Genomic DNA, 23114 nt, shown 5'->3' on the forward strand with positions numbered 1-23114 from the left:
GAAGTTACGCAAACTGCCCGTTAGTTGAGTAAAAGCAGCCATTCACAATGATAAGCTGCTTTCTTGTTGTTATAGAGCCAGCAACAACTCCAGTAAGTAAAAGCGATACTAATTTTTTTCCTTTCATGGATTGAAACCTCCTTTTCAATGTTTTTCCTAAAGTGTTGGAAATGCTGATCTTATTTTCTTTAGGTCTACTGATATAACGCAGTAGATTGCTGGAAGGTTGTGAGATTTCTGATAATATCTTTAATCTATAAGTTAGGTTTACTAACTTACTTGAAGTTTTCAAGAAAGCCTAGTGAATATTCTTTTTGACTGTCTATAAAAGTATACAAAAAAGGATCGTCAGCAATCCCTATTGTCAGTACGTTAGTTAAAAACAGCAGCCAGAATACCGGCTGCTGTTGATTACATTTCTTTTGTGCAAAAGTTTCTCGTTATCTTAATCTGCTTCTAAAAAGCAATAACATTAATATCATCTACCCTATAGCCATTAAGACCATCTCGGCAATACGTCAGCTGAATTAACGAACATTGAGTTGTGTCTGTTACTGGCACTCTCGAATATACTATTTTATCATAGGTTTCGGAATCGAATTGGGATGAAATGCATTATTCAGACCCTAAAGCCACATTAGCGACTCTTGAGCTTGAAACCTTCTCCATCCATTCCTATGAAAAATCCAATCTGTTAGTCTGTTTTTTTGGGCACAGCATGGCGGTAATATCGTATTACCTTGCGATACATCTTCTTGTCCTTTAATTGATTGAATATAAATGGGTCCGGTTTGACATTCACCTCTATAATCCAGGGTTTCAGACTGTGGTCAAGGCCGATATCCACACCGATTTGCATTAGATAAGGGTACTTTTTTTTCATATGACGAGCTATGCGCAGGCTAAGCTCATTCATCTCCTGAACCAGTTCATTCCTGCGTTTTGTGGATGCATGCGATTGTAGCAGCTTGTGAATATCCATCGGGGTTCCACCACTATGATAATTGGTTACGATTTTCTTTGGATGACCCAGTCGGCCGATGATTCCGGTAGCTTCCCAATGTTTGGTAGGGCTTAGCTGTATCATAACTCGGATGTCGAAACGTCTGTTATTGTGCTTAAGCAGATGGATTCCTCTCTGAATCAGATAACTTCTTTTATGCACCAAACGAGTCAGACTGCTATAAAACGATTCAAAGCTGTCAAACGTCAGGCGTTTTTGCTCTATCTGATAGACAAAATGTTGATGACTGTCCATCTCGGCCTTAATAACACCCATCCCGAAAGTACCTCTCTCGGGTTTGACATAGACCATTCCATATTTGCTGATCATGGATTTCAGATTCGTTTTGTTATATTTCTGTGTGTCGGGGATATACGGTTTTATTGATTCATTATTAATGATCAATTTTGTTTTTAACCACTTGCTTCTTAACGGCTGCAATTTATCAACTCCCATGTCGTAAACTCTCCCTTCAGCAACCGCATCAAAGCTCGCTGTTTGATCAAGATCCTGCATGCATTATATGTAATACCGATAAAGGAACCCTGAACAAAAGCCCCTATTCGTAAAAATGTATATTTGCACATGCCCTGACCAAAACACTTTTGCACACATACCATATAATAAGTCATCACGATCTGTGCAAGGAGTTGAGAAGATGTCCGTCCAGCGTGGAATCCGGTTGAATAATGCGCCTAAGATTGATGTTCTTATACCAGCGATCGAAAAAGATTTGACTACCCTTCCCCTCGTCATCGATAACATTCGCCGTTATGTAAAACATCCCATTGGAAGCATATATATTGTTTCTCCGGTCAGCACCAAAATCAGAAAACTTTGTTCCCGTAAAAACTGCATTTTTGTTAATGAGCGATCCGTCCTGTCTATAACCAAAAACGAGATACACTACCAGTCCTCCCGGTGGAATCGGTCAGGCTGGTTATATCAGCAGTTGCTCAAAATGAACGGAGATTCCATTGTGAAGGCAAAATACTTTCTAGTCATGGATGCGGATACCGTACTGATTAAACCTCATTCATTTCTTGTAGAAGGCAAAACAGTATTTTACTGCCGTGACTGGAGCCAGCCGGAATATTTCAATACCTACAGCAAGTTGTTAGGCATGAAAGCTCCGCGTCCCCGCTCTTTTGTCACCCATTATATGCTTTTCGATAAATCTAAACTCTCTGCCTTGAAACAGAAAATTGAAGCGGTTCATAAACTGCCATGGTACAAAGCGATCATCTCCAATATCAATAAGAAAAAGCAGTTTGGTTTCTCCGAGTATGAAACGTATGCCAATTTTATGTACACGAAGAACCCAGGCAGCATGGTCCTTAAAAGTTCCATGAATAAAAGTCTGAATGTGAACGCTTCTTCGTTAAAAGAGCAACAAATCCGTAATCTGGCCCTTAAATACCGTTCTCTTTCCTTTCATAAACGGAAAATCTATAGTAAAGCTCCCTGAGCTTAAGGAGGAAGCCCATGCATATCGTACTGCTGTGCGGTGGCTCTGGCAAAAGGCTCTGGCCGTTATCCAATGAGCTTCGCTCCAAGCTGTTCATAGATATACTTCCATCACCCGCTGGAGGTAGGGAATCCATGATCCGCAGAGTATGCCGCCAGCTTGACAGTTCATCCCTGACGGATTCAACGCTCATTATTTCACATCAGGATCAGGCTAATATTACGGCTCGACATACTCAAGGCAAAATACCAGTCATAGGGGAACCATATAAACGAGGCACTTTTACTGCGGCGGCCTTAGCGACGTTATATCTGCAATCCTTCCGAATGGCCAAAGATGACGATGTGATCTGTATCGCGCCAGCTGATGTGTTCGCAGGTGAAGATTTTTTCAGCAACTTCCAATTACTACCGGACATCTTGAAACATTCTCAAGCCGATATCGCTTTAATTGGGACAAGGCCTACACATGCTTCAGAACAGTATGGATACATCCTGCCGGGTGGGGAAGAACGTAATGCTTATGCGCCCATAACACAATTTATAGAAAAACCCGAAGCCACCATTGCTGAAACTCTGCTACAACGTGGGGCACTATGGAACTGCGGTGTGTACGCGTTCACCGTCGAGTTTATGATATCCCATATTAAAAAAATGGGGCTTCCGGTTCATTATGATCAATTGTCATCCCTGTATGAAGCGTTGCCTGAACGCAGTTTTGACAAGCATGTTGCAGAAAAGGCTCAGCGGGCCGTAGTCCTGCCTTATAAGGGAGTATGGCAGGATATCGGAAGCTGGGATACGCTGTGCGCACAGTTAGATTCCCATATAATCGGACACGGTGGAATCTCGGGCTCTTCCTCCGACTCCTATATTATTAACGAGCTTCCCTACCCCATCCAAGTCATTGGCGTGCCAGGTATTATCGCTGCCGCAAGTCCGGACGGCATACTCATTGCCAACAAAAATAATTCAAATGAAATTAAAGCGCAATTAGGCAACTTGCCATTAAAACCGATGTATGGTGAAGCAACCTGGGGCAGTTATCGTGTCATCGAGAGTTCGGTAGAAGATGAGAGTACAACTGTAACCATATTAAACATAACGGTTCTACCGGGCAAACATATCGGGTTGAACTGGCACCGGGCAGGATGTAGAGCGTGGATGGTACTTGCAGGCAGCGGTCAATTGCTTATCAACGGACAGGTCACACAGATGACTCTGGGCACTCAGTTCGCGATGATCTCGGAGAGCGTCTATTCTATTTTCGCTGAAACCAGGTTGGTCTGCCTTGAAGTACAGATCGGCGAACCCGAGGATGAGAACAATATCCTTTTTGAAGAAGAAGACTGGAATATAATCGTAGAACGTGCAGGTTCGTATAACTATGGAGTGTAAATTGAACCGTTCAAATCTTAGCCCCGTCCATTCGTGGGGGCTATTTGCTTTGCCTATCAAACGCAACATGGGGTAAAACCAAATATCAGTGTGCTAGGGAATATGTTCTTGTCCCTCGACAATACTACTATATTGAAAGGGTACTTTTCGACATTGAAGAGTTTATCACTCACGCGCCAGAGCAAACTCTATTTGTCATCATTATAAGGTTTACCAGATCAAATGCTAAAAACATTGCCTGCCCCGTATTTCATCTCATAATTAGTAAGATCAATTTGTATACCATTACTATCTAAGTGACGCTTTAAAGACGTATCCTCACTCACTGCTCTTTGAAGATTTATTAGGGATTTGGAAAATAGTCGAATTGAGGACAAAAACTTGTACCGATTCCCATTTACTTTCCCATTTCTTGAAATCGCTGACTTATGGGATAGTTATAAAAAGTAGTTAAGTTAATTGAGTAGTGATAGTAAAGTAAATGAGACGTTTATTTTCGGGATAAGTTACTCCCCCCTAGACCACAATTCAGCAGATCGTAGGCAAAGTTTTTATCTATGTTCCTCCTCATTAACTATGAGACACTTGAAGCCGTCACTGTAGGCGTTCCTGAAGAGATAATTCAAAAATAGGAACCTAACGCCTTAATGATACTATTTCCCACCTCTAATTTGCATTTCATAAGCCTCATGCATGAAGAGTTGGCGCAATGGACTAGGAATCTATATTGGTAAAATTTACTCATTAAACTGTGTTCTCATCTTTGTTAAAGTGGATAAGCATTATGAAGACAAAGACGGGAGTTTTAATTGACATGAACGTTCTTACCAAATCCATCATCGGCCTGCTTTGCGTGACGACATTAGCAGGCGCGTATTTCAGTTATACCGAGCATCAGGATAATCGACAATGGAAGCAGCAACAACAGCGCAATACGCAATACTGGTCGCATATGCAAGCGATCTACCTGCGCGATTTCGACTATGCGCTTGCGGAAGCTCTTGCGGCATCTACGATTGCGGATCGGCAAGCAGCACTTCAATCTGCAATTGAACATGCCAATTTTATCTTGGAATATGTAAGGATCGGATCCGTTACAATGAACTTTCCATCTCGGTCCTCGTATGAGTCATTTATCACGGACGGCAGCCGCTACTTGGCCTATCCTGCCAGCGAGAAGGGAATGTCGCTCAACCCAGATCAATTAGAACAAATTCAACGCTTGAGAACGTTCGCGAGGATCGCTCTACCGTATCTAGAGCAGATGAGGAAGAAAGCTGTTGATTCCTCTTTATCAGATATACAACAGATTTCGACCGAAATGGAAGAGGCTTTGTCTCAACTCGACTCGGTCTTTACGTCCGGCAATAAAGCCTTTAACGAGTTCCTGTACAACCAGAATCCTTACATACCTCTGAAGCCAGGAACCGTGTTTGCCGGGGAAACCACGTATAAGGCTACGGAGCTTGCGGCCAAAGCGAAAATTTTCATGGGCGAGGCTTGGAATAAAGGAGTAGGTAAGCAAATCGTCCACATGTCCTCCGGCGGAATCGGCCCCGAGTTCGGAGAAGTCATGGATTTCAATTTATCGGACACCGATGGGAAACCAACCAGCTCCTATATTGCAACACTGAGTAAAAGCGGACACGTGCTCCAAGTGAGACGCAAGGGCTTGATCTCCGAAAAAGGAGATGTAGAGCAATCTATGGACTTAAAGCAGGTTGTCGCGGTTGCGGATACCTGGATGGCTCGCTGGTCTGGCGAACGTCTGACATTAGTAGCGAAAGAGATAAAAGAAACCTCCATTTATCTCACGTATATTCCGGTCCGGGAGCAAGTTTCCATTCCACAGATGAAAGTCGTATGGCAATTTGATCGCCGTACCGGTGCGTTAAAGCGCTTCGATGCGTCTAAGTATTTTACCTATTACAATAAAACCTTCCCCATTCACCCGAAGCTTACAGCGGAGCAAGCCTCAGCGAAGCTTGGTCCAAAAGTTAACGTTTCGGGTAAGCCAAAGCTGGAGCTCCGCAACGACAAGCTCGTATATGCATTTCCCGTCACTGGAATTGAAGGCGTTTCTCATGTATACATAAATGCCCGCACAGGCGCTGGCGAAGGCATTAATTACAACTTATAATCACAATTGAAAAGGCAGCCCCACGAATACCTTTGCTGCGGGCTGCTTTAATTTTGCGTGTCAATCTTGGCTCACCTTCATTGTTACTTACTTATGTCACCGAGAGCCCAACAAAAAATGAGAATCGGTTACCTTCTTAGAGTAGGCAAGTCATAATCCCTAATGTGCTTATACTCAAGAACCACTACTGATCCGGAGTTATCTATACTAAACCTCATCGAGTCGAGTCCAACATCCAAATGAGGTCCTACGTACGGGATTGTTTTAACCTGAACATCAATATGCGAAGAATGATATTTAACGTCTACATCAGTTCCATTCAAAAAAGGCGCAAACGTAGGTGATACAGTTAATTTACTTGTATAGTATTGGTTAATCTGTTCCTGTATTTTTGGAGCTAACAAAGTAAGTACAAGCCGTTTCAATGGTTCATCGTTTGGCTTTGCACAAACGGGCTGTATTGTCACAAAGAAAATGATGACTGTTAGCAGTGATCCGATACATCTTTTCATTTCTAAAACCCTCATCCTCAGCATTTTAAAGGTAGTTTTCACCAAATGAAGAGAATTTATTTTGCTATCCTGCCCGTTAGTTGAAAAAAAGCAGCCGACCATATTGATCAGCCGCTTTCTTTGTTGAATTGAACTATCATTACGTTTCCTGCTACCTCCTGAGTGACTACAAATAAAAACAAAAAAGCACGCATTTATCCCTGTGTTAGGATAATCGCGTGCTTCGCAATGTAATTAGACTGATACCCTATCGCTATCGATCATCAATCCATGTTCAATAGATTAGGGGTTGTTCATGAAAGTTCCCCGCCATTTTGCCTATAAGGTATGCCTGAAATCAGGTTTACCTTTTTTTAGTCGGCTCCCAAATGTCTTCAGCTGCTTGTCACATCGAAAAAGCGAATAAACTCTTCAAGGTTCGCATCCAAGAAGAGTTTATGCAAAAGTTTTAGCTTATAGAATCGATGTTGGTGAGGATATCGATACAAATCGGTATCTTAGTAAAGGATATGTGTCCAATTTATACTAATGCATGTGGTATATAAAGTTCTTCTAAACGGCTAATTTCTTCAGACGTTAATTTAACCGATAACGCTGAAACCGCATCTTCGAGATGGCTGATTTTGGTCGAACCGATTATTGGTGCTGTGACCTCTTCCTTTTGCAGCAACCATGCAAGAGCAACTTGCGCGCGCGGAATCCCTCGGTTAGCGGCAACCTCCGCTACTCTTTCAGCAACTTTGCGATCAGCTTCTTCCGTTTTAATAAACAACGCTTTTGCTATTTGGTCATTCTCGGATCGCAAGGTCTGCTCATTCCAGTCCCGGGTTAACCGGCCTGCCGCCAAAGGCAGGTAAGGAGTAATGCCAACGCCCTCATCTTTGCAAAGGGGGAGCATTTCTCTTTCTTCTTCACGATAAAGCAAGTTAAGTCTATTTTCCATGGAAACGAAACTAGTCCAGCCATTGCGCTCCGCGACATGCTGCGCTTTCGCAAATTGCCATGCCAACATGGAGGATGCTCCGATATATCTAACCTTTCCCGCCTTAACTAAATCGTGAAGAGCCTCCATTGTCTCCTCGATTGGTGTATTAGGATCCCACCTATGGATCTGGTACAAATCGACGTAGTCCGTTCCAAGCCGTTTTAGACTGTTATCAATTTCGGTCATGATGGTTTTACGGGAAAGCCCCATTGCATTCGGACCTTTGCGCATCGGAACAAATACCTTTGTAGCAATGACGATTTCATCACGGTGGGCGAAATCCTTTAATGCACGTCCAAGAATTTCTTCGCTTGTTCCGTCCGAATACATGTTAGCAGTACTAAAAAAATTAATGCCCATTTCGATTGCTTCTTTAATGATCGGTCTGCTGTCCTCTTCATCCAATGACCATGGAGTATTGCCCCGTTCAGGTACGCCGAAGCTCATGGTTCCAAGACTTAACTTCGAAACATCCAAGCCGCTTTGTCCCAGTTTCACATATTCCATTTAATAACACACTCCTTATATTTGTAGGCGTTACGCTAGTGAGTCAGTACTAGAGATTAACTCGCTGGCGTTTCTCATTTGAGAACGTTGATGAGCACGGTAAATCCTTGTGACGCGAGATCTTTCGTTATTTGATGCCCGTTTCCTTTGTTTGCCCCAGTGACCAAGGCACAGGTTTATGCACTTTTCTCTCCTTCTTCACCTTCCTATACATCTTTTGCAGATCTTTATGACCCTCTTAAGTTGACATATCAACCAAAAGACAAATCCAACTCTCTCGGTTGACATGTCAACTCATAAAACAAACTCTAACATCTTGTGGTTGATGTGTCAACCATGGTATTATATTAGCATGGATATTAATGAACTAAACGAAGACGAAATGCGACTATGGAATACGTGGAAAGGCTCCTTTAAACGAGTCTTCGGTCGCGTTGTAAAAGAAATGTCTGAATATACAGGACTATCAGAAGGCGATTTTGGAGTATTAGATCGTTTAGTCCAATTTGGGGATGGTAAACTTCGCCAACAAGAATTAGCTGACTCGATGGATTGGGATAAGAGCCGACTATCTCATCATCTAACGCGTATGGAAAAACGTGGTCTAGTTCTGAGGAAACCACTAGACACAGATCGCGGTGTGCAAGTCATTATTACATCCGTCGGAAAGTCAGCCTTGGATGAAGCCCTTCCCATAGTCTCAAAGGCAATACGCAAGTATTTTCTAGATCTATTAACTGATCAAGACATTAAGTCAATAACTGAACTGGCGGAACGAACCAAAAAAATTGACAGATCGCCTAGTAACAACTCTTCATCTTGATCGCTGTTTTGGAGGGCATGCACAATATATAAGTACTGCAATTGACAAGTAACGGGCCTCTCTCGCTGAAAATAGCGGAGGGGTCAGTTTAATTTTTCCATTAGAACGATAAAATCATACAAATTACTTTAGACCTTTCTTTGTTTAATTTAATTCAATCATATTAAAGGATCTAATAAATAACAATAAATGTTCACTTTAATATTATCCTTTTAACGCTCACCTAGATGTCTAGCATATGGAAATTCTGAAATCACTTTTTCTAGTAGTATTTGTGTCCCGTCTCGGTGCATAATAGAAAGATATATATTTACATTGTGTTGACAAATAACCTTAGCACTATAGTTTTTTTAGGACTCTTGATAACTTTCTTCCAGCCCCACTCATTTAATCTCTTTAAATGGTGAAATATCCGCTGTGAGGTGATTTGATGAACAAGATTTTAGCGATCTCGATTTTGGGAATGGGTTTAACAGGTGCCGTTTTAATCATCTCAATTGCTCTGTTGTTTAACCCCCCAATAGGAAATGTGTTGAAGATGTTTACTGCTGCTTCAACATTATCTTTTATTATATTGGCTGTTTCGGCTTTGGTATTTCGTCGGCGATTAGATAATGAAAAAAGAGAGTAATATATTTATACTTCCTCGATTTAGGACGAATGATACCCAATAGCAATCCTAACAATGTGTCTACTCAAGAAAATAAGCATCTCCTTCAGGAGATGCTCTGCTTATCTTCAGGAAATAATGAAATATATCTCCTCCAACATGCATTCTCCCCCCTACAAGTACCCATGCCAGAAAATAGAATCTTCTGTTTTAAGATATATAGAGTTTGTTTCTATTGAGCTGTGTCCTGCTCTAACCTCAAATATCTTACTAATGTCCATGATCATCTCATAAATCTCATCTATTCGCCTAACATTCTCCGGTTCTTTTTCTTCAAGCTCTCTGGCTTTACGCCATAATTACTGATAAAAGAGCATCAGATCCGCGCATTGGCTTTCTATACCTTTTTTTGCCGGGAAACACCCATTTATATCCAGGTACGTGATCGCTGACCCGCACTTGGGGTGTCCTGGTCTACAGAGGAGCCCTTTTTCGTGATTTATATACTCATAATTAAACACATACAAAAAAAAGATCGTCAGCATTTCTGCAACGATCCCTATTGTCAGTCCGCTAGTTGAAATCAGCAGCTGATCAATTTGATGCCTTCTTAAGTTTTATTAAGCTAACGTTCCCCGTTAGCGTAACGATGGATCAATACTTTTTGAGTTCCTTCACTAAATCATTTAGTAGCACTTGAATCTCAAGAACTGCAGAATCATCTCTGTTCCAAAAGATCGACAGCTTATGCTGATCCTCCACCATATTGGGTAACCAGTCACTAATGAACTCGTCTAATGAGATACAATGTGCTTTATAATTTGACCACTCTTCATAAGCACAGTACTCTGCAAACTCTTTCGAGGTTATCGAATTCATTTGCAGCCTCCTTGTTAGAACTTTAAATTAAATATACCACGCTAACCTGCCCTTTAGTTATATAAAGGCAGCCGATCAATGATCACCATATTTATGGTATATATTCTACGTTAATACTGATAAATGCAGACTAGTTTTTGAGTATAAAAACGCTGAGATGAAGAAGTTCCACGGTATAGCAACAGCCTAGTACCGAGGTCCATTTCGTATGCAAATACAGACACATCTCACAAAGCTTATGACTGAGACAAAATTCCTTTTACAAACAATGAGACACTGTGCTTGTAGAAATCTTCCTCGGTGACGAGTTGGGACTGATATTGCCCGTGAATCAGCTCGCTCATCTGAAAGCCGTAGCACATCGAGAGAAAAGACATGGCGGCAAGGCGCTCATCCTGTCTGGCTATAACTTTTTTCTTCTGCAGGCGTTCAAAATATTCAACCAGCAAGGAGTGCAGCTTCACCGGCGGATCGGCCAGCACTCTGTCTAATTCGGGAAACATTCCTTTGTCGCGGATGCCAATCAAAATGATGTCCGCATTTTTATGGAAGAACAATCGGTACTGCTGACTTACATTCAGCAGATCGACTTCCGGATTATCGGTCGCGTCCTCTTTTAACAGCTTCTCAAATTGCGGGATATCCGAATGTCTTTCAATGATGGCTTCCAATATGCCTTGCTTGCTTCCAAATTGCCGAAAAATCGTAGATTCATTGACTTTAGCTTCCGTTGCAATGGCTTTGGTGCTTACTCCGCGATAGCCATTCTTTTTGATGAGCCGTGTCGCGGCTTCAATGATTCTGTCTGAAGTTTGCATTATATTGCTCCTTTAGCATATGTTAAATCTATTCTACTACAAGTTTTGTATATGCAGCAGGGTAGGGGTTCATCATTTTCATAAACGTTTATTTAAGGTAAATCACTTCTTTTATCCCAGCGGCTTGGTTCCGTAATTTTGATATGATCAGGCACCAATTGCGTGAGCGTGCCTAATTTATCAAATGTAATCTGGATTCGGTCAGAGGGCAACAGCCATTCTTCGGTCTCGATTGCGCAGCAATCCGGTATCGTCCCCATTCCTATAATCGTGCCCGGGAGTGGCGTGAAAACTTTGAGAACCTCCTCCATCACTTTTGCAGGGTGTGCAGAATACTCGGATGTGCTTCCCTTCCAGTGCAGTCTCTCCCCGATACGCACATCCACGTCCAATGCCAGCGGGTTGTCGATTTCATCCGGCGTTACCAGAAATGGCCCTATCCCTTTGCTGCGATCGAAATCTTTGCAGCGCGTCGGTCCGGTCATCGCCTGGAAATCCGGCCACTGCACATCGCGGACAGTACTGTCGTTAAAAATAACATAACCTGCAACGCAGTTCCCCTTCCCTGTAACAAAGGCCAGCTCCGGCTCAATATCCAGGTATGAAGAGTATGATGGCCAATGAATCGTATCCCCATCGCCAATTACAGCATTATGGTTACACTTGTAATAACTGAAATTCACTTTATTCGGATCTTGCTGGAATTTTTCGGCGATTTTCCGTTTAAGTTCTTCTCTTTCCGGCCCTGTATATTCTCTTTGCAGCAGATTTACGCCAGCATTTCTCAGATGTCTTGGCGTCAGCCCAAAATCGATAAGCGCAGCCGGATTCGGAACCGGCGGTAGCAGGTTTACCGCTGAAATCAGGCTGATTTCATTTTCATTGAATTGATGCAACTGTTCGATAGCATATTGCATCATTTCCTTAGCAGCATCATAACTCTCCGGCAAATAATGAAGATAGCTGTCCATACTTTCAAGACTGTCAGAGAACGTTCCCTGCTTTTTCATGATTGCAGCAAAAGACACGATAAATCTCTCGTTAATTACAAGCCCAAACAAAGGTTCCTGGGATGTATTGGTTTGAAAGGTTACTAGTTTCATATTGCAGCGCCTCCATCCATGTAGTGTGATGTTGTTCTGTTAGTAGCATACAGTATGGAATTAATGCATGCAAGTACATGCTTGCATTTCTGTTTTCCATTTTCTATAATGAGGACATAGTCAGTATGACTTACCAAAAAAACATATACACGAAGGAGAATTTTTATGAAGTATGGACGTATTATTCAAAAACCTCGCGTTAAATTTTTTGAAGTCGCAGATGGCGTCTTTGCCGGTATTTCGCCGTATCGCGGCATCAGTTGGGCCAATGCCGGATTCATCAACAAGGGTGAAGGGCTGGTGTATGACACGTTCTTCGATTTGTTCCATGCGCGGGAAATGCGGGAGGCTTTTAAGGAAGTAAGCAACGGCGGCTCTCCCGCATATGTGGTGAACTCGCACTATAATAGCGACCATGCCTGGGGAAACAAAGTGTTTGAAGATGCTTGCATTATTATGCACAAGGAAGCGTCCAGAGAGCGTCTTACAGAAAATATCGCCTGGATGGACAGCGTCATCAAAAGAGGAAAGGATTCTCCGGAATCGACTTCGGGCGAGCGTTTTTTTGCAGCTGAATTTGAAGGATTCGACCTGGAAGGCGTAGAATGGTTGCTCCCGAATATTGAGATAAAAGACGATATCAACATCCGTCTTGGCGATACGGAAGTAATGATTTACAACGTTGCTCCAGCACACTCTGACAGCGACTTGCTGCTGTGGATGCCAAAAGAAAAAGTGCTGTTCGCCGGCGATGTCGTGTTTAACGGGTGTACGGCATACAGCGAAGAGGGAACCCTCAATTGGGTTAAAGTACTTGACCGCATTATTGATGAAATTAAACCCGAAATCGTTATTCCAGGACATGGCGCCATCTGCGGCCTGGACTTCGTGAAGGAGCAGAGAGACTACCTCCTGAACCTGATCAGCGAGTTCAACAAGCATTACAATGACGAAATTGATGCCTTGTCCCTGACTAAGCAAATTGATATTTACCGCTTCCTTCATTGGATTCAGCCAGAACGCTTGTATGTTACAGTGGACATCCTATTGAAAAGCAAACGAGGGTTACCCCCCCTTCCAATTTGGAACGAGGTGCCTGCTAAACTGGAAGACATGAAAGTTTTTTTGACCGCAAAATATGGTAATCAAATCAAGCCATGGGACCCTATGAGTGTTTGGCAAGAGTGAATAGCAATTTGAAGCTAGCCTACGAAAAACAAAAAACGACCCTGTCGCAAACGATGCGAACAGCGGCCGTTTTTTTGAATTGTTCCACGGAATTAAAATGGGTGCTTAGAAACCGATTATGAAGAAAAATGGAGTTGGACTCATGACTTACTAGTAGAACTCTTCTAAAACGATATAACCAAAATTTGACGCCTTCACCTCTGCCGTTAAATTGTTTCCTACCTGTCATTATTAAGTTAACATGCCCGTTTAGTTTAATGAATTAACGAGAAAAAAACGATTAGATATATGCCTAATCGGAAATAGGAACATGTTTTTGTCCCAATACGGTAATCGGTACAAGTTCTTGTCCTTGGCATTTGCAACCTCAATTTTCAATAGAATAAGGAGGTAGCTGGACTTGCAATCGAGCCTTGATAGTAGCTGATAGCTTGCAGCACTTCCTCATCTTCCCTATTGATTTAGCCTAAGCCTCGACTAAAATCGTCCAAAAATTAAAGTGGGCACCCTCAGAATAGTGGGAGCCCGATTAGTTTACATTGTTTTCATTTGCTTTTTGAATGCTATTTTCAGCGCCAAAACGAAAATTTCGCCCTATTCATGATAAGGTACCCTCTAATTAATCCTCAACTAAACTGCTCGTTATTATGATATTTGATTCTATTTACATTTCTTTAGCAAGGCCCACATTGAATGATGCTGTTAAAGGTTTTTGTCCAGAATCATTTGGTATCACAGTAATTTCCACAGTTAGATTTATAGAGTCAGGCAGATTAACTTGATCTATATTCTCAAAACCGACAAAGTAATAATGCTGTTTGTCTAATTCTATTAAGCCTCCATCTGTCGAGCCAGAAGATGAAATTAAATTTCCGTCATTATAAAGCTTACAAGAAACATTATACTCTTTCAAACTGAATCCATTCACTTCATATCCGACCTTTATTTGTCCTTCCGTGTATTCAGCGTTTCTTAGATTAATAGTGCCCCTATCAACCATTTTTGTTTGAATTTCAATATTTGCTTCGGGCATCTCTGGTTTTTTTAATAAATATCCCACTCTAAAATACCATATAACACCCAATACAACTGCAATAAGTATAACAATAGCAATAATATACTTCTTTTCTTTTTTATCCATAATCTCGCTCCTTACATCATCAAAATAAAGAAGAGGCCATAGAATAATTCATGGCCACATAATAACATATTAAAGATTAAAATAATCCTGGTATGTAAGTAAAGTTCTATTCTAATATTAATACTCCCTAATTATCTCATTTATATTAAAATATACGGACTTTAGGGGTATAACCCCCTGTTTCCAAACTGCGCCTAAAGACGCTAGCCTGACAGCAGGTCTGTTCAGGCTCAGTGTTATTTGTCACTTTCACTTACCAGTTAAACTGGTTTTGTTTCTATTTGCTTTTATTAATGCTGAATGGATCTTCGTATTCTTTTACACTCAGCTTGTCTACTGCTTGATCATGTGCTTCTTGCTCACGAATATAAACAGCAGCTCCCTTTCTTTCACTTCTGTGTTTTAATTTTTTCATACCTCGGTCCGTCCTGTTGCAAACTTTATGCCGTATTCTTTATCTGATAAGCCACAGACCACGGAAATGTCTGGGTTGGTGGATGTAAAAAAGAAGCTGCAACCAAAGGTCCGGGTAACGCTAAACCTCTTGATGCAGCTTCTTTTGTATTTCTACTCGGTTTGCACAGCGAATTCATAATAACTTTAAGCCTTGCGAAGCATTTGTCTCTCGCTTAGCTGTGAAAGCATATCCTTCGTCATGGCCTTCAGATCGTAGCGGGCATGAAATCCCCATTCTGTTTTCGCTGCCGTCGCATCAATGGAATGCGGCCAACTATCGGCAATCGCCTGTCTCTTCGGATCAACGTCATAATCGAGGATAAAGCCGGGAAACTCATCCCGTATCGCTGCAGCGATCGCCTCCGGATCCACGCTCATTGCGGTAACATTAAATGAATTTCGGTGTATCAACCGGGAAGAATCCGCTTCCATTAATTCGATGATAGCGTTCAGGGCATCCGGCATATACATCATGTCCATGTTTGAGTCCTTGGCGATATAAGATGTATACCGGCCAGTCGTCACGGCTGCGTAATAAATTTCCACAGCGTAATCTGTCGTTCCTCCGCCGGGAGGCGTCATATAAGATATCAAACCCGGGAATCGCAGCCCCCTAGTATCCAGGCCATATTTGTGAAAATAATAATCACAAAGCAGTTCGCCGGACACTTTATTCACACCGTACATCGTATTGGGCCTCTGGATCGTATCCTGCGGGGTATTGTCTTTCGGAGTCGAAGGACCAAAAGATCCAATGGAGCTTGGAGTGAAAAATTGGCAGCCGAGCTCCCTGGATATTTCAAGTGCATTCATCAATCCGCCCATATTCAAATTCCAGGCAAGCAGCGGTTTCTCCTCTGCGGTAGCCGACAGCAGCGCAGCCAAATGGATGACGGTATCAACTTCGTACCGCTTGGCGATTTCGAACATCGCCTTATCATTCGTCACGTCCAGCAGCTCGAATGGCCCGGATCGGGTAATTTCGTGGGCTGATGACCTGAGATCCGTAGCAACGACGTGATCCGCACCATAAATTTCACGTAATTTAACAACTAACTCAGAACCGATTTGGCCCAGTGCTCCAGTCACCAAAATCTTGTTCATAAGACATTCCTCCCGAAATATACTCCCGCGAATACAGCTAAATCAGCTTCATTTCCTTGCCAACTTTCTCATAAACGGAGATCACCTGATCGAGCATCTCCTTGGTATGGGCAGCTGTCGGCATGTTGCGTATTCTTCCGGTTCCTTTCGGAACTGTCGGAAACAGGATTGCCTTGGCGTAAACGCCTTCTTCATAGAGCCGTTTGCTGAACTGTTGGGTGGTTACTTCGTCGCCAATGATACAAGGTGTGATCGGCGTTTCGCTTTGGCCTACATCATATCCAAGCAGTCTCAAGCCATTTTTCAATTTATTGCCGTTCTCCCACAGCTTCTCGATCAGTTCTTTGTCATTCATCAAAATGTCGACAGAAGCGCTGCAAGAAGCGATTACAGCCGGAGGTAGCGATGTCGAGAACAGAAACGGACGGCTTCTCAGCTTCAACCATTCGATCAGTTGTTTTTTACCCGCCACATAACCTCCGACAACGCCGATCGCCTTGGAAAGAGTACCAATTTGAAAGTCAATGCGGTCGGACAATCCAAAATGCTTCACGGTTCCCGCACCTGCTCCGAGAACGCCCGAACCGTGGGCATCATCCACATAAGTAATCAGATCGAATTCTTCTGCTATTTTCACGATTTCGGGCAGCTTTGCTATATCACCATCCATGGAGAAAACCCCGTCGGTGATGACCATAATTTTATGGTACTGACCGGATTCCTTGGCATCTTTCGCCTGCTGTCTTAAATCATTCATATCCGAATGCTTAAAGCGAATCACCTTTGCTCTCGACAGGCGGCAACCATCAATAATCGAAGCGTGGTTCAGCTCATCAGATAAAATCGCATCATGCTGGTCCATTACCGCGGATATAGCAGCCATATTGCAGTTAAATCCCGATTGATACACGATAACGGCTTCCGTTTTTTTGAAACGGGCCAGTTTTTCTTCAAGCTTAATATGAAGATCCATCGTACCATTAATGGTTCTCACAGCCCCTGCGCCTGCCCCGTATGTCTGCGACGCCTTAACTGAAGCATCAATCAGGCGGTGATCTGTTGCCAGTCCCAAATAGTTATTGGAAGACAAATTGATTAGGGACTTTCCGTCGATACGAATAACAGGACCATTTGCACCCTGCAGCGTGTCGATGACGTTATATAGACCTTTAGTCTTTAGATCCTCGATGTTCGAAATTAAAAATTGGTCCAATGCTTGACTTGACATTCCATTCCCTCCTCGATATACGTATGTCCTCGTACAGGAGACATAGTATTCTTTAAAAAAACCCTGTTATAAAAGGAGTTAAACTAATTTCAATGTATCATCTTTTTTATTTTTTGTACACATGTGGAGGACAAAAAATAAAAATATCCGCACGAAAACATAGCGATTGCTTCCCCATTTCCGGAAGCAATCGCTACTAAATCTTTGCTTATATCTTTTGCTGCTCGGTAACTTCTTGTGCAGCCATTATTTCTTTTGCTTATTAGTTTGATATAGTTCTATTGAGTGTACGGAGTAATTGAACGTAAAGGTGTGAATTTGGAATTTGAATTTGATTAAAATCGCTATTTGATTCTGGAAAATTAATTTCTCATTAAATAAGAATAGGGATGTAAGCAGTCATCTCTAAGACGACTGTTTACATCCCTATTATGAAATGCTTTTTCCGGAAAAATTGTAACTAATAAATCGCTATGGGCCCATAAGGGCCCTCGATAATTTCTATCTTTGTTTCAAAAATATCTGTCAAAATTTCTGAATTCATAATCTCTTCTACTGTTCCAAAAGCTGCAATTTGTCCATCTTTCATGGCACAAATTCGATCAGAATATTTGGCTGCAAAATTAATATCATGCATAACAGTCAGAATTGTTCTTCCAAATTCCTTTGCAGCAAGCCTCAAATGCTCCATCATTTGAACAGAACGAGCAACATCAAGGTTGTTTAGAGGCTCGTCCAAAAGCACATATTCCGTTTCTTGGCTCAGAACCATGGCTACATATGCCCTTTGCCTTTGACCACCAGATAGCTCATCTAAATATCTATTCTCCAGATCAGTCAAGTCTAAAAAATCGATATACTTAGAAATAATAACCTCATCTTCTTTCGTTAATCTTCCCTTAGAATAGGGAAAACGCCCAAATCCAGCTAGCTGTCTAACAGTAAGCCTTGTTACAAAATGATTTTCTTGTCGCAAGATAGTTACAATTTTGGCTAAGTCTTTTGATTTAGATTCAGAAATATCCATGTTCGCCACTATAATTTGGCCTTCATCTATACCCAAAAGTCTTCCAATCATTAAAAGTGTCGTAGACTTTCCAGCACCATTAGGCCCAATTAAAGAAGTAAAACAAGCCTTTGGTATTTCAATATTCAAGGGTCCTATTTTCACCTGATCAGCATACAACTTTCTAGCATTATCAATCTTTATCATAAAGCCCTCTTCCTTAAAATCACAATTAAGAATATGATTCCACCAAATAGTTCGATAATAACTGAAACCACACCTTGAGCATTGAATATATGATACATTAAAAAGTAAGCACTCGTTATGATCAAAAATCCTATAGCAAGAGCCATCGGAAAAATATATCTGTGATCATAAGTTGGCGCTGCTTGATAACTCAAAGTTGCAACTAAAAACCCATAGAAAGTAAGTGGTCCAACCATAGCCGTAGAAATGGACATCAAAACAGAAACTAATATTAGTGTATAAATTATACTTGCTTGATGTTTAACTCCAAAAGAAGTAGAGACATCTTTTCCAAGTGATACTACATTTAATTTCTTGGAATACGCAAGTATAAGCAAAGCTACAATGATTACAATTGGAATTGCAACAGGATAATATTCAGAATTCGCATTATTAACAGAACCAAACAATCTTGCCTGTAAAATATCAAACTCAGACGGCGCAAGAAGTCTTCTCATAAAAGTTGACACAGATCTCAGTCCAGCTCCAATAATAATTCCAACCAAGAGCATAAGTTGTAGATTTCCATACTTCCCAGAGAGCAACCATCCATATAGGATCAAACTCATCAAGACCATAACAATAACTTGAAATGCAAACGATCCAATGCCAGTAAAATTGATGAATGCACCAGCACCAAAGAAAAATATGGTACTAGTCTGAATGGTTGAGTATAGTGATTCAAATCCTAAAAGTGAAGGAGTTATAATCCGATTATTCGTAATCGATTGGAAAGCAACCGTCGACAAACTCTGACAAATCGCAGCAATAATCATTGCAACAAGAGCATCTACCCTTCTTCTAACAACTGGTATAAAAGAAGGTGAATCTATGGGAACTGGATTGTTATAAACTAAAAGTCCATACGAAGAAAGAACACCCAAAACAATTAATGTGATCAGCAAAATCCAATAACGTCTTTCTTCTTTCTTCGAACGAAAAGCTCTGGCTGATCTTTTTGCATTATGGAGGCTAGAATCGACTTTGACATTTTCTTTATTTCTATATTCCAATGTGCTCATCTTAGCCTCCCTTGTTTCCTCTGTCTCAATAAAATAAGAATAAATACGACTGCCCCTACTGTTCCAAGTATCAATGAGACAGGTACTTCAAAAGGCATGATAATGGTTCGAGAAATGATGTCGCAAACCGTTATAGTACCCATTCCTATCACACATACCCAAGGCAAATTACTCCTAAGATCATCGCCTCTAAACATTGAAACAATATTGGGTACAATTAAACCTAAAAAAGGTAAGTTTCCAATAACGGCTGCAACAATTCCAACTGCAAGAGAAATAAGACCAGTACCCCAAAAAACGATCCTATTATAATTCGCTCCAAGACTTGTTGCAACATCTTCCCCTAGTCCTGCTAGAGTCAATTTATTAGCATACATAAAAATAAGAAAAGTAACGATGACAATGAGCCACAAGTATTCATATCTTCCAACTTGAACGGGTGCAAAAGAACCTACAAACCAAGTTTCAATATTCTGTGTCATTTGAAAAACAAGTCCAATAAAAGTAGAAAATGCCGAAATGACTGCTCCAAGCATCATCCCGATAATCGGTACAATTAAAGACGAACGAAGTTTAACTCTTCTTAAAAATAAAAAGAAAACCATTGTACCTATAAAAGAAAAAATGATTGCACCAGTCATTCTTTGAACTAAAGTGGGTGCAGGAAATAATAAATATACAGAAAGAAGTCCCAACCCTGACCATTCAATAGTTCCAGTTGTGGTAGGTTCAACTAAACGATTCTGTGTAATAAGTTGCATTACGAGTCCAGCCATGGACATAGCAGCTCCAGTAAGCATTAGAGCAACTGTTCTTGGAACACGAGTGATGAAAAACATTTCCATTCCATCCTCTTGTCCACGTATGTCATACGCTCCAGTAAACAATGATATAATGCATAAAATAAAAACAACTAAAATCGTTAATATAAATGGTTTTGTCCATATCTTATTGTACTTATAAAGCCGAGGTTGAGAATTATTCTCAACCTCGGCGATTATATTTTTCGGCACTATGTTATACTCCTTTAAACTACTTAGCTAAAGTGTTTGCAAGGTTTTCAAATACTTCTATAAAAGTTTGGATGGATTCATTTGTGTACGTGTCATTTGGCGCATAAACAATCTGCCCTTTAGAAATAGCAGTTACCTTTTTAAGAGCAGCTGAATTATTAATAACATCCTGAGCTGGAACGGCATCACTCGTAGAAGATACTGCTGCATCACGATCTAGTACGAGAAGCCAATCGGGATTACTTTGTGCAATAGCTTCTACAGAAATCTCGTCTCCTTTATGGTCTGAAGTAGCATTTTCAATTTCTAATGCTGGTTTCCATCCAAAAATATCATACATAGGTCCCCAAACACGTCCAAAATGAGGAGCAGAGAAACCAATATTCCCACCAGCAACTTCAACACCCATAACTGTATCCGAACCATTATAGGCTGACTTAGCGTCTTCAATAGCTTTATCGAAATCAGCTACCAATTGTTCAGCCTCTTCATTTTTATCAAAAATTTTCCCTAAAGAATTTGTAGCATCCTTAAATCCATTTACTAAGTTTTCCCCAGGTGTAGCCGCTTCCTCAGAAACATCAAAATTAAGATCAATAACAGCTGCATTTGGCACTAATTTTTTTATTTCATCATAATAGCCAGCAAATCTTTGACCGATAATTACAAGTTCAGGGTCTGCCGCTGCTACAATTTCAAGATTTGGTTCACGGTGATTACCAATATTTTGAACGGAGTCATCACTTACATATGGTGAATCTGCAGGCATAACATCCTTTGGAGCAGCCACTAATTTGATTCCCCAATCAGCTAAAGTTTCAAAAGTTCTACTATCTAAAGAAATCACTTTCTTGGGGTTTACAGGAACAGTAACAGTGCCATGAGCATCAGTAATATCGACCGTTGAAGCTTCAGTAGAATTGCTTTCTTGTCCATTAGTTGCAGTTTCTCCATTTTCATTACTTGCATTTGAACAAGCTACCAACATCAAAACAAAAATTGCTAAAAAGACAGTTAATTTAAATTTTCTCATTTCCAATACTCTCTCCCTATAATCAAATTCAATATTGGCATAAACAGCCATGTGCCTGTCAGTGCAAAAATAGAAGCGAAAAGTACTCTTTCAACATATGTAGCACTAGTAAATAACAACATTGATACTAAACCCCAAGCCTTGTTGTATCTAGTGTTCCAGCTTTAGTCAGACATACAAATTATCCTGGCCCTAGCTTTGCATAGTTCAGCCTACTATACTTATTCCTGCACTTGAGTATGTTCGCAATCTATCTTGGTATTAGCTCCCCCCTACTAATGTGATTTTTAGGAAAATGAAGTTAATAGATTGAATGGAATAGTAATTGCCACCACCTCAATTGCTATTGATAATCATTTTCATTTAAACGTTCTGTGGAACAGTATAGTCTTTAATTATGTGAAAATCTTGTGAAGGTAGTCGTGTTCTTTCGATTATGCTTGATATGGATTATTGTTCAATCATTGAATAACCCCTGCCATGTACGGTTTTGATATATCTGTCTTTTTTCTCGCATTTTAGCTTTTTTCTTAGATACCCAATATATAAATCCACTACATTTGGATTGACTGCTGTATCATATCCCCACACCTGGTTCAAAAGTATCTCACGGCTCAATATTCTATTTTTATTCTTGATTAAAAAAACAAGCAATTCGTACTCACGCTTAGTAAGGCGGAGATTTTCATCCCCTTTTTTCACAATATTGCTTGATGCATCAACGATGAGTTCTTTAAACTGAAAAAAATTTGTCTCGTTTGGCTGGAAACCATCCTCTCTTCTTAAAATAACTTTTATTCTTTCTACTAATTCTTCTTTCACAAATGGTTTTCTTATATAATCATCTGCTCCTGCTTGTAACCCTGCTATGCAATCCTTGCTGGACACATTGTCGGTCAAAATGATTATCGGTGTCGTTTTAACAGTTCGTATTTGTCTGCATATTTCCGGTCCAGATATACTTAGTGAATCCCAATCTAATACGATAATATCCCAATCTAGGTCAAATACTATATTTAAACCTTGATTTTCATTATGAAGTTTTAAACTGAAACAGCCGTCTTGCTTTAGGCCGCTTACGATTTTCTTTGCTAAAGACCGTTCATTCTTAATTACAAGTACCTGTTTCACCTTTCTATACCTCTCTTTCAATATTACTCATCTCTTGACAGTACTACGGTGGTAGAATTTTTGTCAAAATAGAGTATGACAACGTTCTAGTTTCCGTCCAATTATTGATGGGCCATCCTAGAAGTTTTCAAAGCCCAAACTCATATTAGCCGTTGAATTACAAGTGATTCATTGCTATTTTCCATAAAAAATCCCCTTCTGGTCAACAAGATTAAATCCATCTTTCCAGATGTCTTTTTATTCTTGTCTACTAAAAGGGGATATTATCAATTTGTCGTTTTGTCGTCTTAACTTCAGTGCT

21 protein-coding genes and 1 pseudogene are annotated in these 23114 nt (G+C 40.7%); 6 read left to right on the forward strand and 16 right to left on the reverse strand.

The window, feature by feature from the left end; translation table 11 throughout:
• Positions 1–4: 4 nt before the first annotated feature.
• Both CS562_RS33615 and CS562_RS29150 read right to left on the reverse strand, forming a co-directional pair.
• Positions 5–127 (reverse strand): hypothetical protein, encoded by a 123-nt coding sequence (locus CS562_RS33615; RefSeq protein WP_257219642.1) that lies wholly within the window; start codon positions 125–127, stop codon positions 5–7.
• Positions 128–694: 567 nt separating this feature from the next.
• Positions 695–1459, reverse strand: a complete 765-nt coding sequence (locus CS562_RS29150) for a YheC/YheD family protein (protein WP_257219643.1) — start codon at positions 1457–1459, stop codon at positions 695–697.
• A 202-nt stretch (positions 1460–1661) separates the two neighbouring features.
• Between CS562_RS29150 and CS562_RS29155 the strand changes: the two genes are divergently transcribed.
• The 3 genes from CS562_RS29155 (at position 1662) to CS562_RS29165 (ending at position 6008) form a co-directional block, all read left to right on the forward strand.
• Positions 1662–2471: a DUF6492 family protein gene (locus tag CS562_RS29155; protein ID WP_099859073.1), complete on the forward strand. Its 810-nt coding sequence runs from the start codon at positions 1662–1664 to the stop codon at positions 2469–2471.
• A 17-nt stretch (positions 2472–2488) separates the two neighbouring features.
• On the forward strand, positions 2489–3868 hold the full coding sequence (locus tag CS562_RS29160; RefSeq protein ID WP_099859074.1) for a sugar phosphate nucleotidyltransferase: 1380 nt from the start codon (positions 2489–2491) through the stop codon (positions 3866–3868).
• Positions 3869–4721: 853 nt separating this feature from the next.
• Complete coding sequence (locus CS562_RS29165) at positions 4722–6008, forward strand: PepSY domain-containing protein (RefSeq protein ID WP_125477344.1); 1287 nt, start codon at positions 4722–4724, stop codon at positions 6006–6008.
• Between the two features lie 128 nt (positions 6009–6136).
• On the opposite strand, the gene CS562_RS29170 is transcribed toward CS562_RS29165, so the two are convergent.
• The gene (locus CS562_RS29170) at positions 6137–6622 is read right to left on the reverse strand and encodes a DUF3888 domain-containing protein (protein WP_306555390.1); all 486 of its coding nucleotides are present in this window, start codon (positions 6620–6622) and stop codon (positions 6137–6139) included.
• Positions 6623–7040: 418 nt separating this feature from the next.
• Positions 7041–8012, reverse strand: a complete 972-nt coding sequence (locus tag CS562_RS29175; protein ID WP_099859076.1) for an aldo/keto reductase — start codon at positions 8010–8012, stop codon at positions 7041–7043.
• Positions 8013–8364: 352 nt separating this feature from the next.
• Here CS562_RS29175 and CS562_RS29185 point away from each other — a divergent pair, with 352 nt between their 5' ends.
• Both CS562_RS29185 and CS562_RS29190 read left to right on the forward strand, forming a co-directional pair.
• On the forward strand, positions 8365–8835 hold the full coding sequence (locus tag CS562_RS29185; RefSeq protein WP_099859077.1) for a MarR family winged helix-turn-helix transcriptional regulator: 471 nt from the start codon (positions 8365–8367) through the stop codon (positions 8833–8835).
• Between the two features lie 430 nt (positions 8836–9265).
• Complete coding sequence (locus CS562_RS29190) at positions 9266–9466, forward strand: hypothetical protein (protein WP_099859078.1); 201 nt, start codon at positions 9266–9268, stop codon at positions 9464–9466.
• Between the two features lie 633 nt (positions 9467–10099).
• Here CS562_RS29190 and CS562_RS29195 read toward each other — a convergent pair.
• From CS562_RS29195 to CS562_RS29205, 3 genes are all read right to left on the reverse strand, one after another.
• Entirely contained in the window at positions 10100–10324 is a 225-nt protein-coding gene (locus CS562_RS29195; RefSeq protein WP_099859079.1) for a DUF2750 domain-containing protein, read from the reverse strand.
• A gap of 236 nt (positions 10325–10560) precedes the next feature.
• On the reverse strand, positions 10561–11142 hold the full coding sequence (locus CS562_RS29200) for a TetR/AcrR family transcriptional regulator (protein ID WP_099859080.1): 582 nt from the start codon (positions 11140–11142) through the stop codon (positions 10561–10563).
• A gap of 92 nt (positions 11143–11234) precedes the next feature.
• A complete protein-coding gene (locus tag CS562_RS29205; protein ID WP_076288765.1) occupies positions 11235–12245 on the reverse strand; it encodes a fumarylacetoacetate hydrolase family protein in 1011 nt (336 codons plus the stop codon).
• A gap of 165 nt (positions 12246–12410) precedes the next feature.
• On the opposite strand from CS562_RS29205, the gene CS562_RS29210 reads away from it, so the two are divergent.
• On the forward strand, positions 12411–13433 hold the full coding sequence (locus tag CS562_RS29210) for an MBL fold metallo-hydrolase (protein ID WP_099859081.1): 1023 nt from the start codon (positions 12411–12413) through the stop codon (positions 13431–13433).
• 664 nt (positions 13434–14097) lie between these two features.
• On the opposite strand, the gene CS562_RS29215 is transcribed toward CS562_RS29210, so the two are convergent.
• From CS562_RS29215 to CS562_RS29255, 9 genes and pseudogenes are all read right to left on the reverse strand, one after another.
• Positions 14098–14574 (reverse strand): hypothetical protein, encoded by a 477-nt coding sequence (locus tag CS562_RS29215; RefSeq protein WP_099859082.1) that lies wholly within the window; start codon positions 14572–14574, stop codon positions 14098–14100.
• Between the two features lie 277 nt (positions 14575–14851).
• Positions 14852–14944 (reverse strand): annotated as a pseudogene (locus CS562_RS29220) (IS200/IS605 family transposase); the annotation flags it as partial.
• A 230-nt stretch (positions 14945–15174) separates the two neighbouring features.
• Complete coding sequence (locus tag CS562_RS29225) at positions 15175–16134, reverse strand: L-threonine 3-dehydrogenase (RefSeq protein ID WP_076288767.1); 960 nt, start codon at positions 16132–16134, stop codon at positions 15175–15177.
• Between the two features lie 37 nt (positions 16135–16171).
• Complete coding sequence (locus tag CS562_RS29230) at positions 16172–17362, reverse strand: glycine C-acetyltransferase (RefSeq protein ID WP_099859083.1); 1191 nt, start codon at positions 17360–17362, stop codon at positions 16172–16174.
• Positions 17363–17822: 460 nt separating this feature from the next.
• The gene (locus tag CS562_RS29235) at positions 17823–18575 is read right to left on the reverse strand and encodes an iron ABC transporter ATP-binding protein (RefSeq protein WP_099859084.1); all 753 of its coding nucleotides are present in this window, start codon (positions 18573–18575) and stop codon (positions 17823–17825) included.
• Entirely contained in the window at positions 18572–19636 is a 1065-nt protein-coding gene (locus tag CS562_RS29240) for an iron chelate uptake ABC transporter family permease subunit (RefSeq protein ID WP_099859085.1), read from the reverse strand. The genes CS562_RS29235 and CS562_RS29240 overlap by 4 nt, the downstream gene beginning before the upstream one ends.
• Positions 19633–20649: an ABC transporter permease gene (locus CS562_RS29245; RefSeq protein ID WP_099859086.1), complete on the reverse strand. Its 1017-nt coding sequence runs from the start codon at positions 20647–20649 to the stop codon at positions 19633–19635. Before CS562_RS29245 ends, CS562_RS29240 begins: the two co-directional genes overlap by 4 nt.
• A 19-nt stretch (positions 20650–20668) precedes the next feature.
• The gene (locus tag CS562_RS29250) at positions 20669–21682 is read right to left on the reverse strand and encodes a siderophore ABC transporter substrate-binding protein (protein WP_099859087.1); all 1014 of its coding nucleotides are present in this window, start codon (positions 21680–21682) and stop codon (positions 20669–20671) included.
• Between the two features lie 450 nt (positions 21683–22132).
• Positions 22133–22813: a response regulator transcription factor gene (locus CS562_RS29255; protein WP_099859131.1), complete on the reverse strand. Its 681-nt coding sequence runs from the start codon at positions 22811–22813 to the stop codon at positions 22133–22135.
• Between the last annotated feature and the right edge of the window lie 301 nt (positions 22814–23114).

Origin of the sequence: Paenibacillus sp. LK1, from assembly GCF_002750415.1 — a bacterium.
Lineage (GTDB): Bacteria > Bacillota > Bacilli > Paenibacillales > Paenibacillaceae > Paenibacillus > Paenibacillus taichungensis.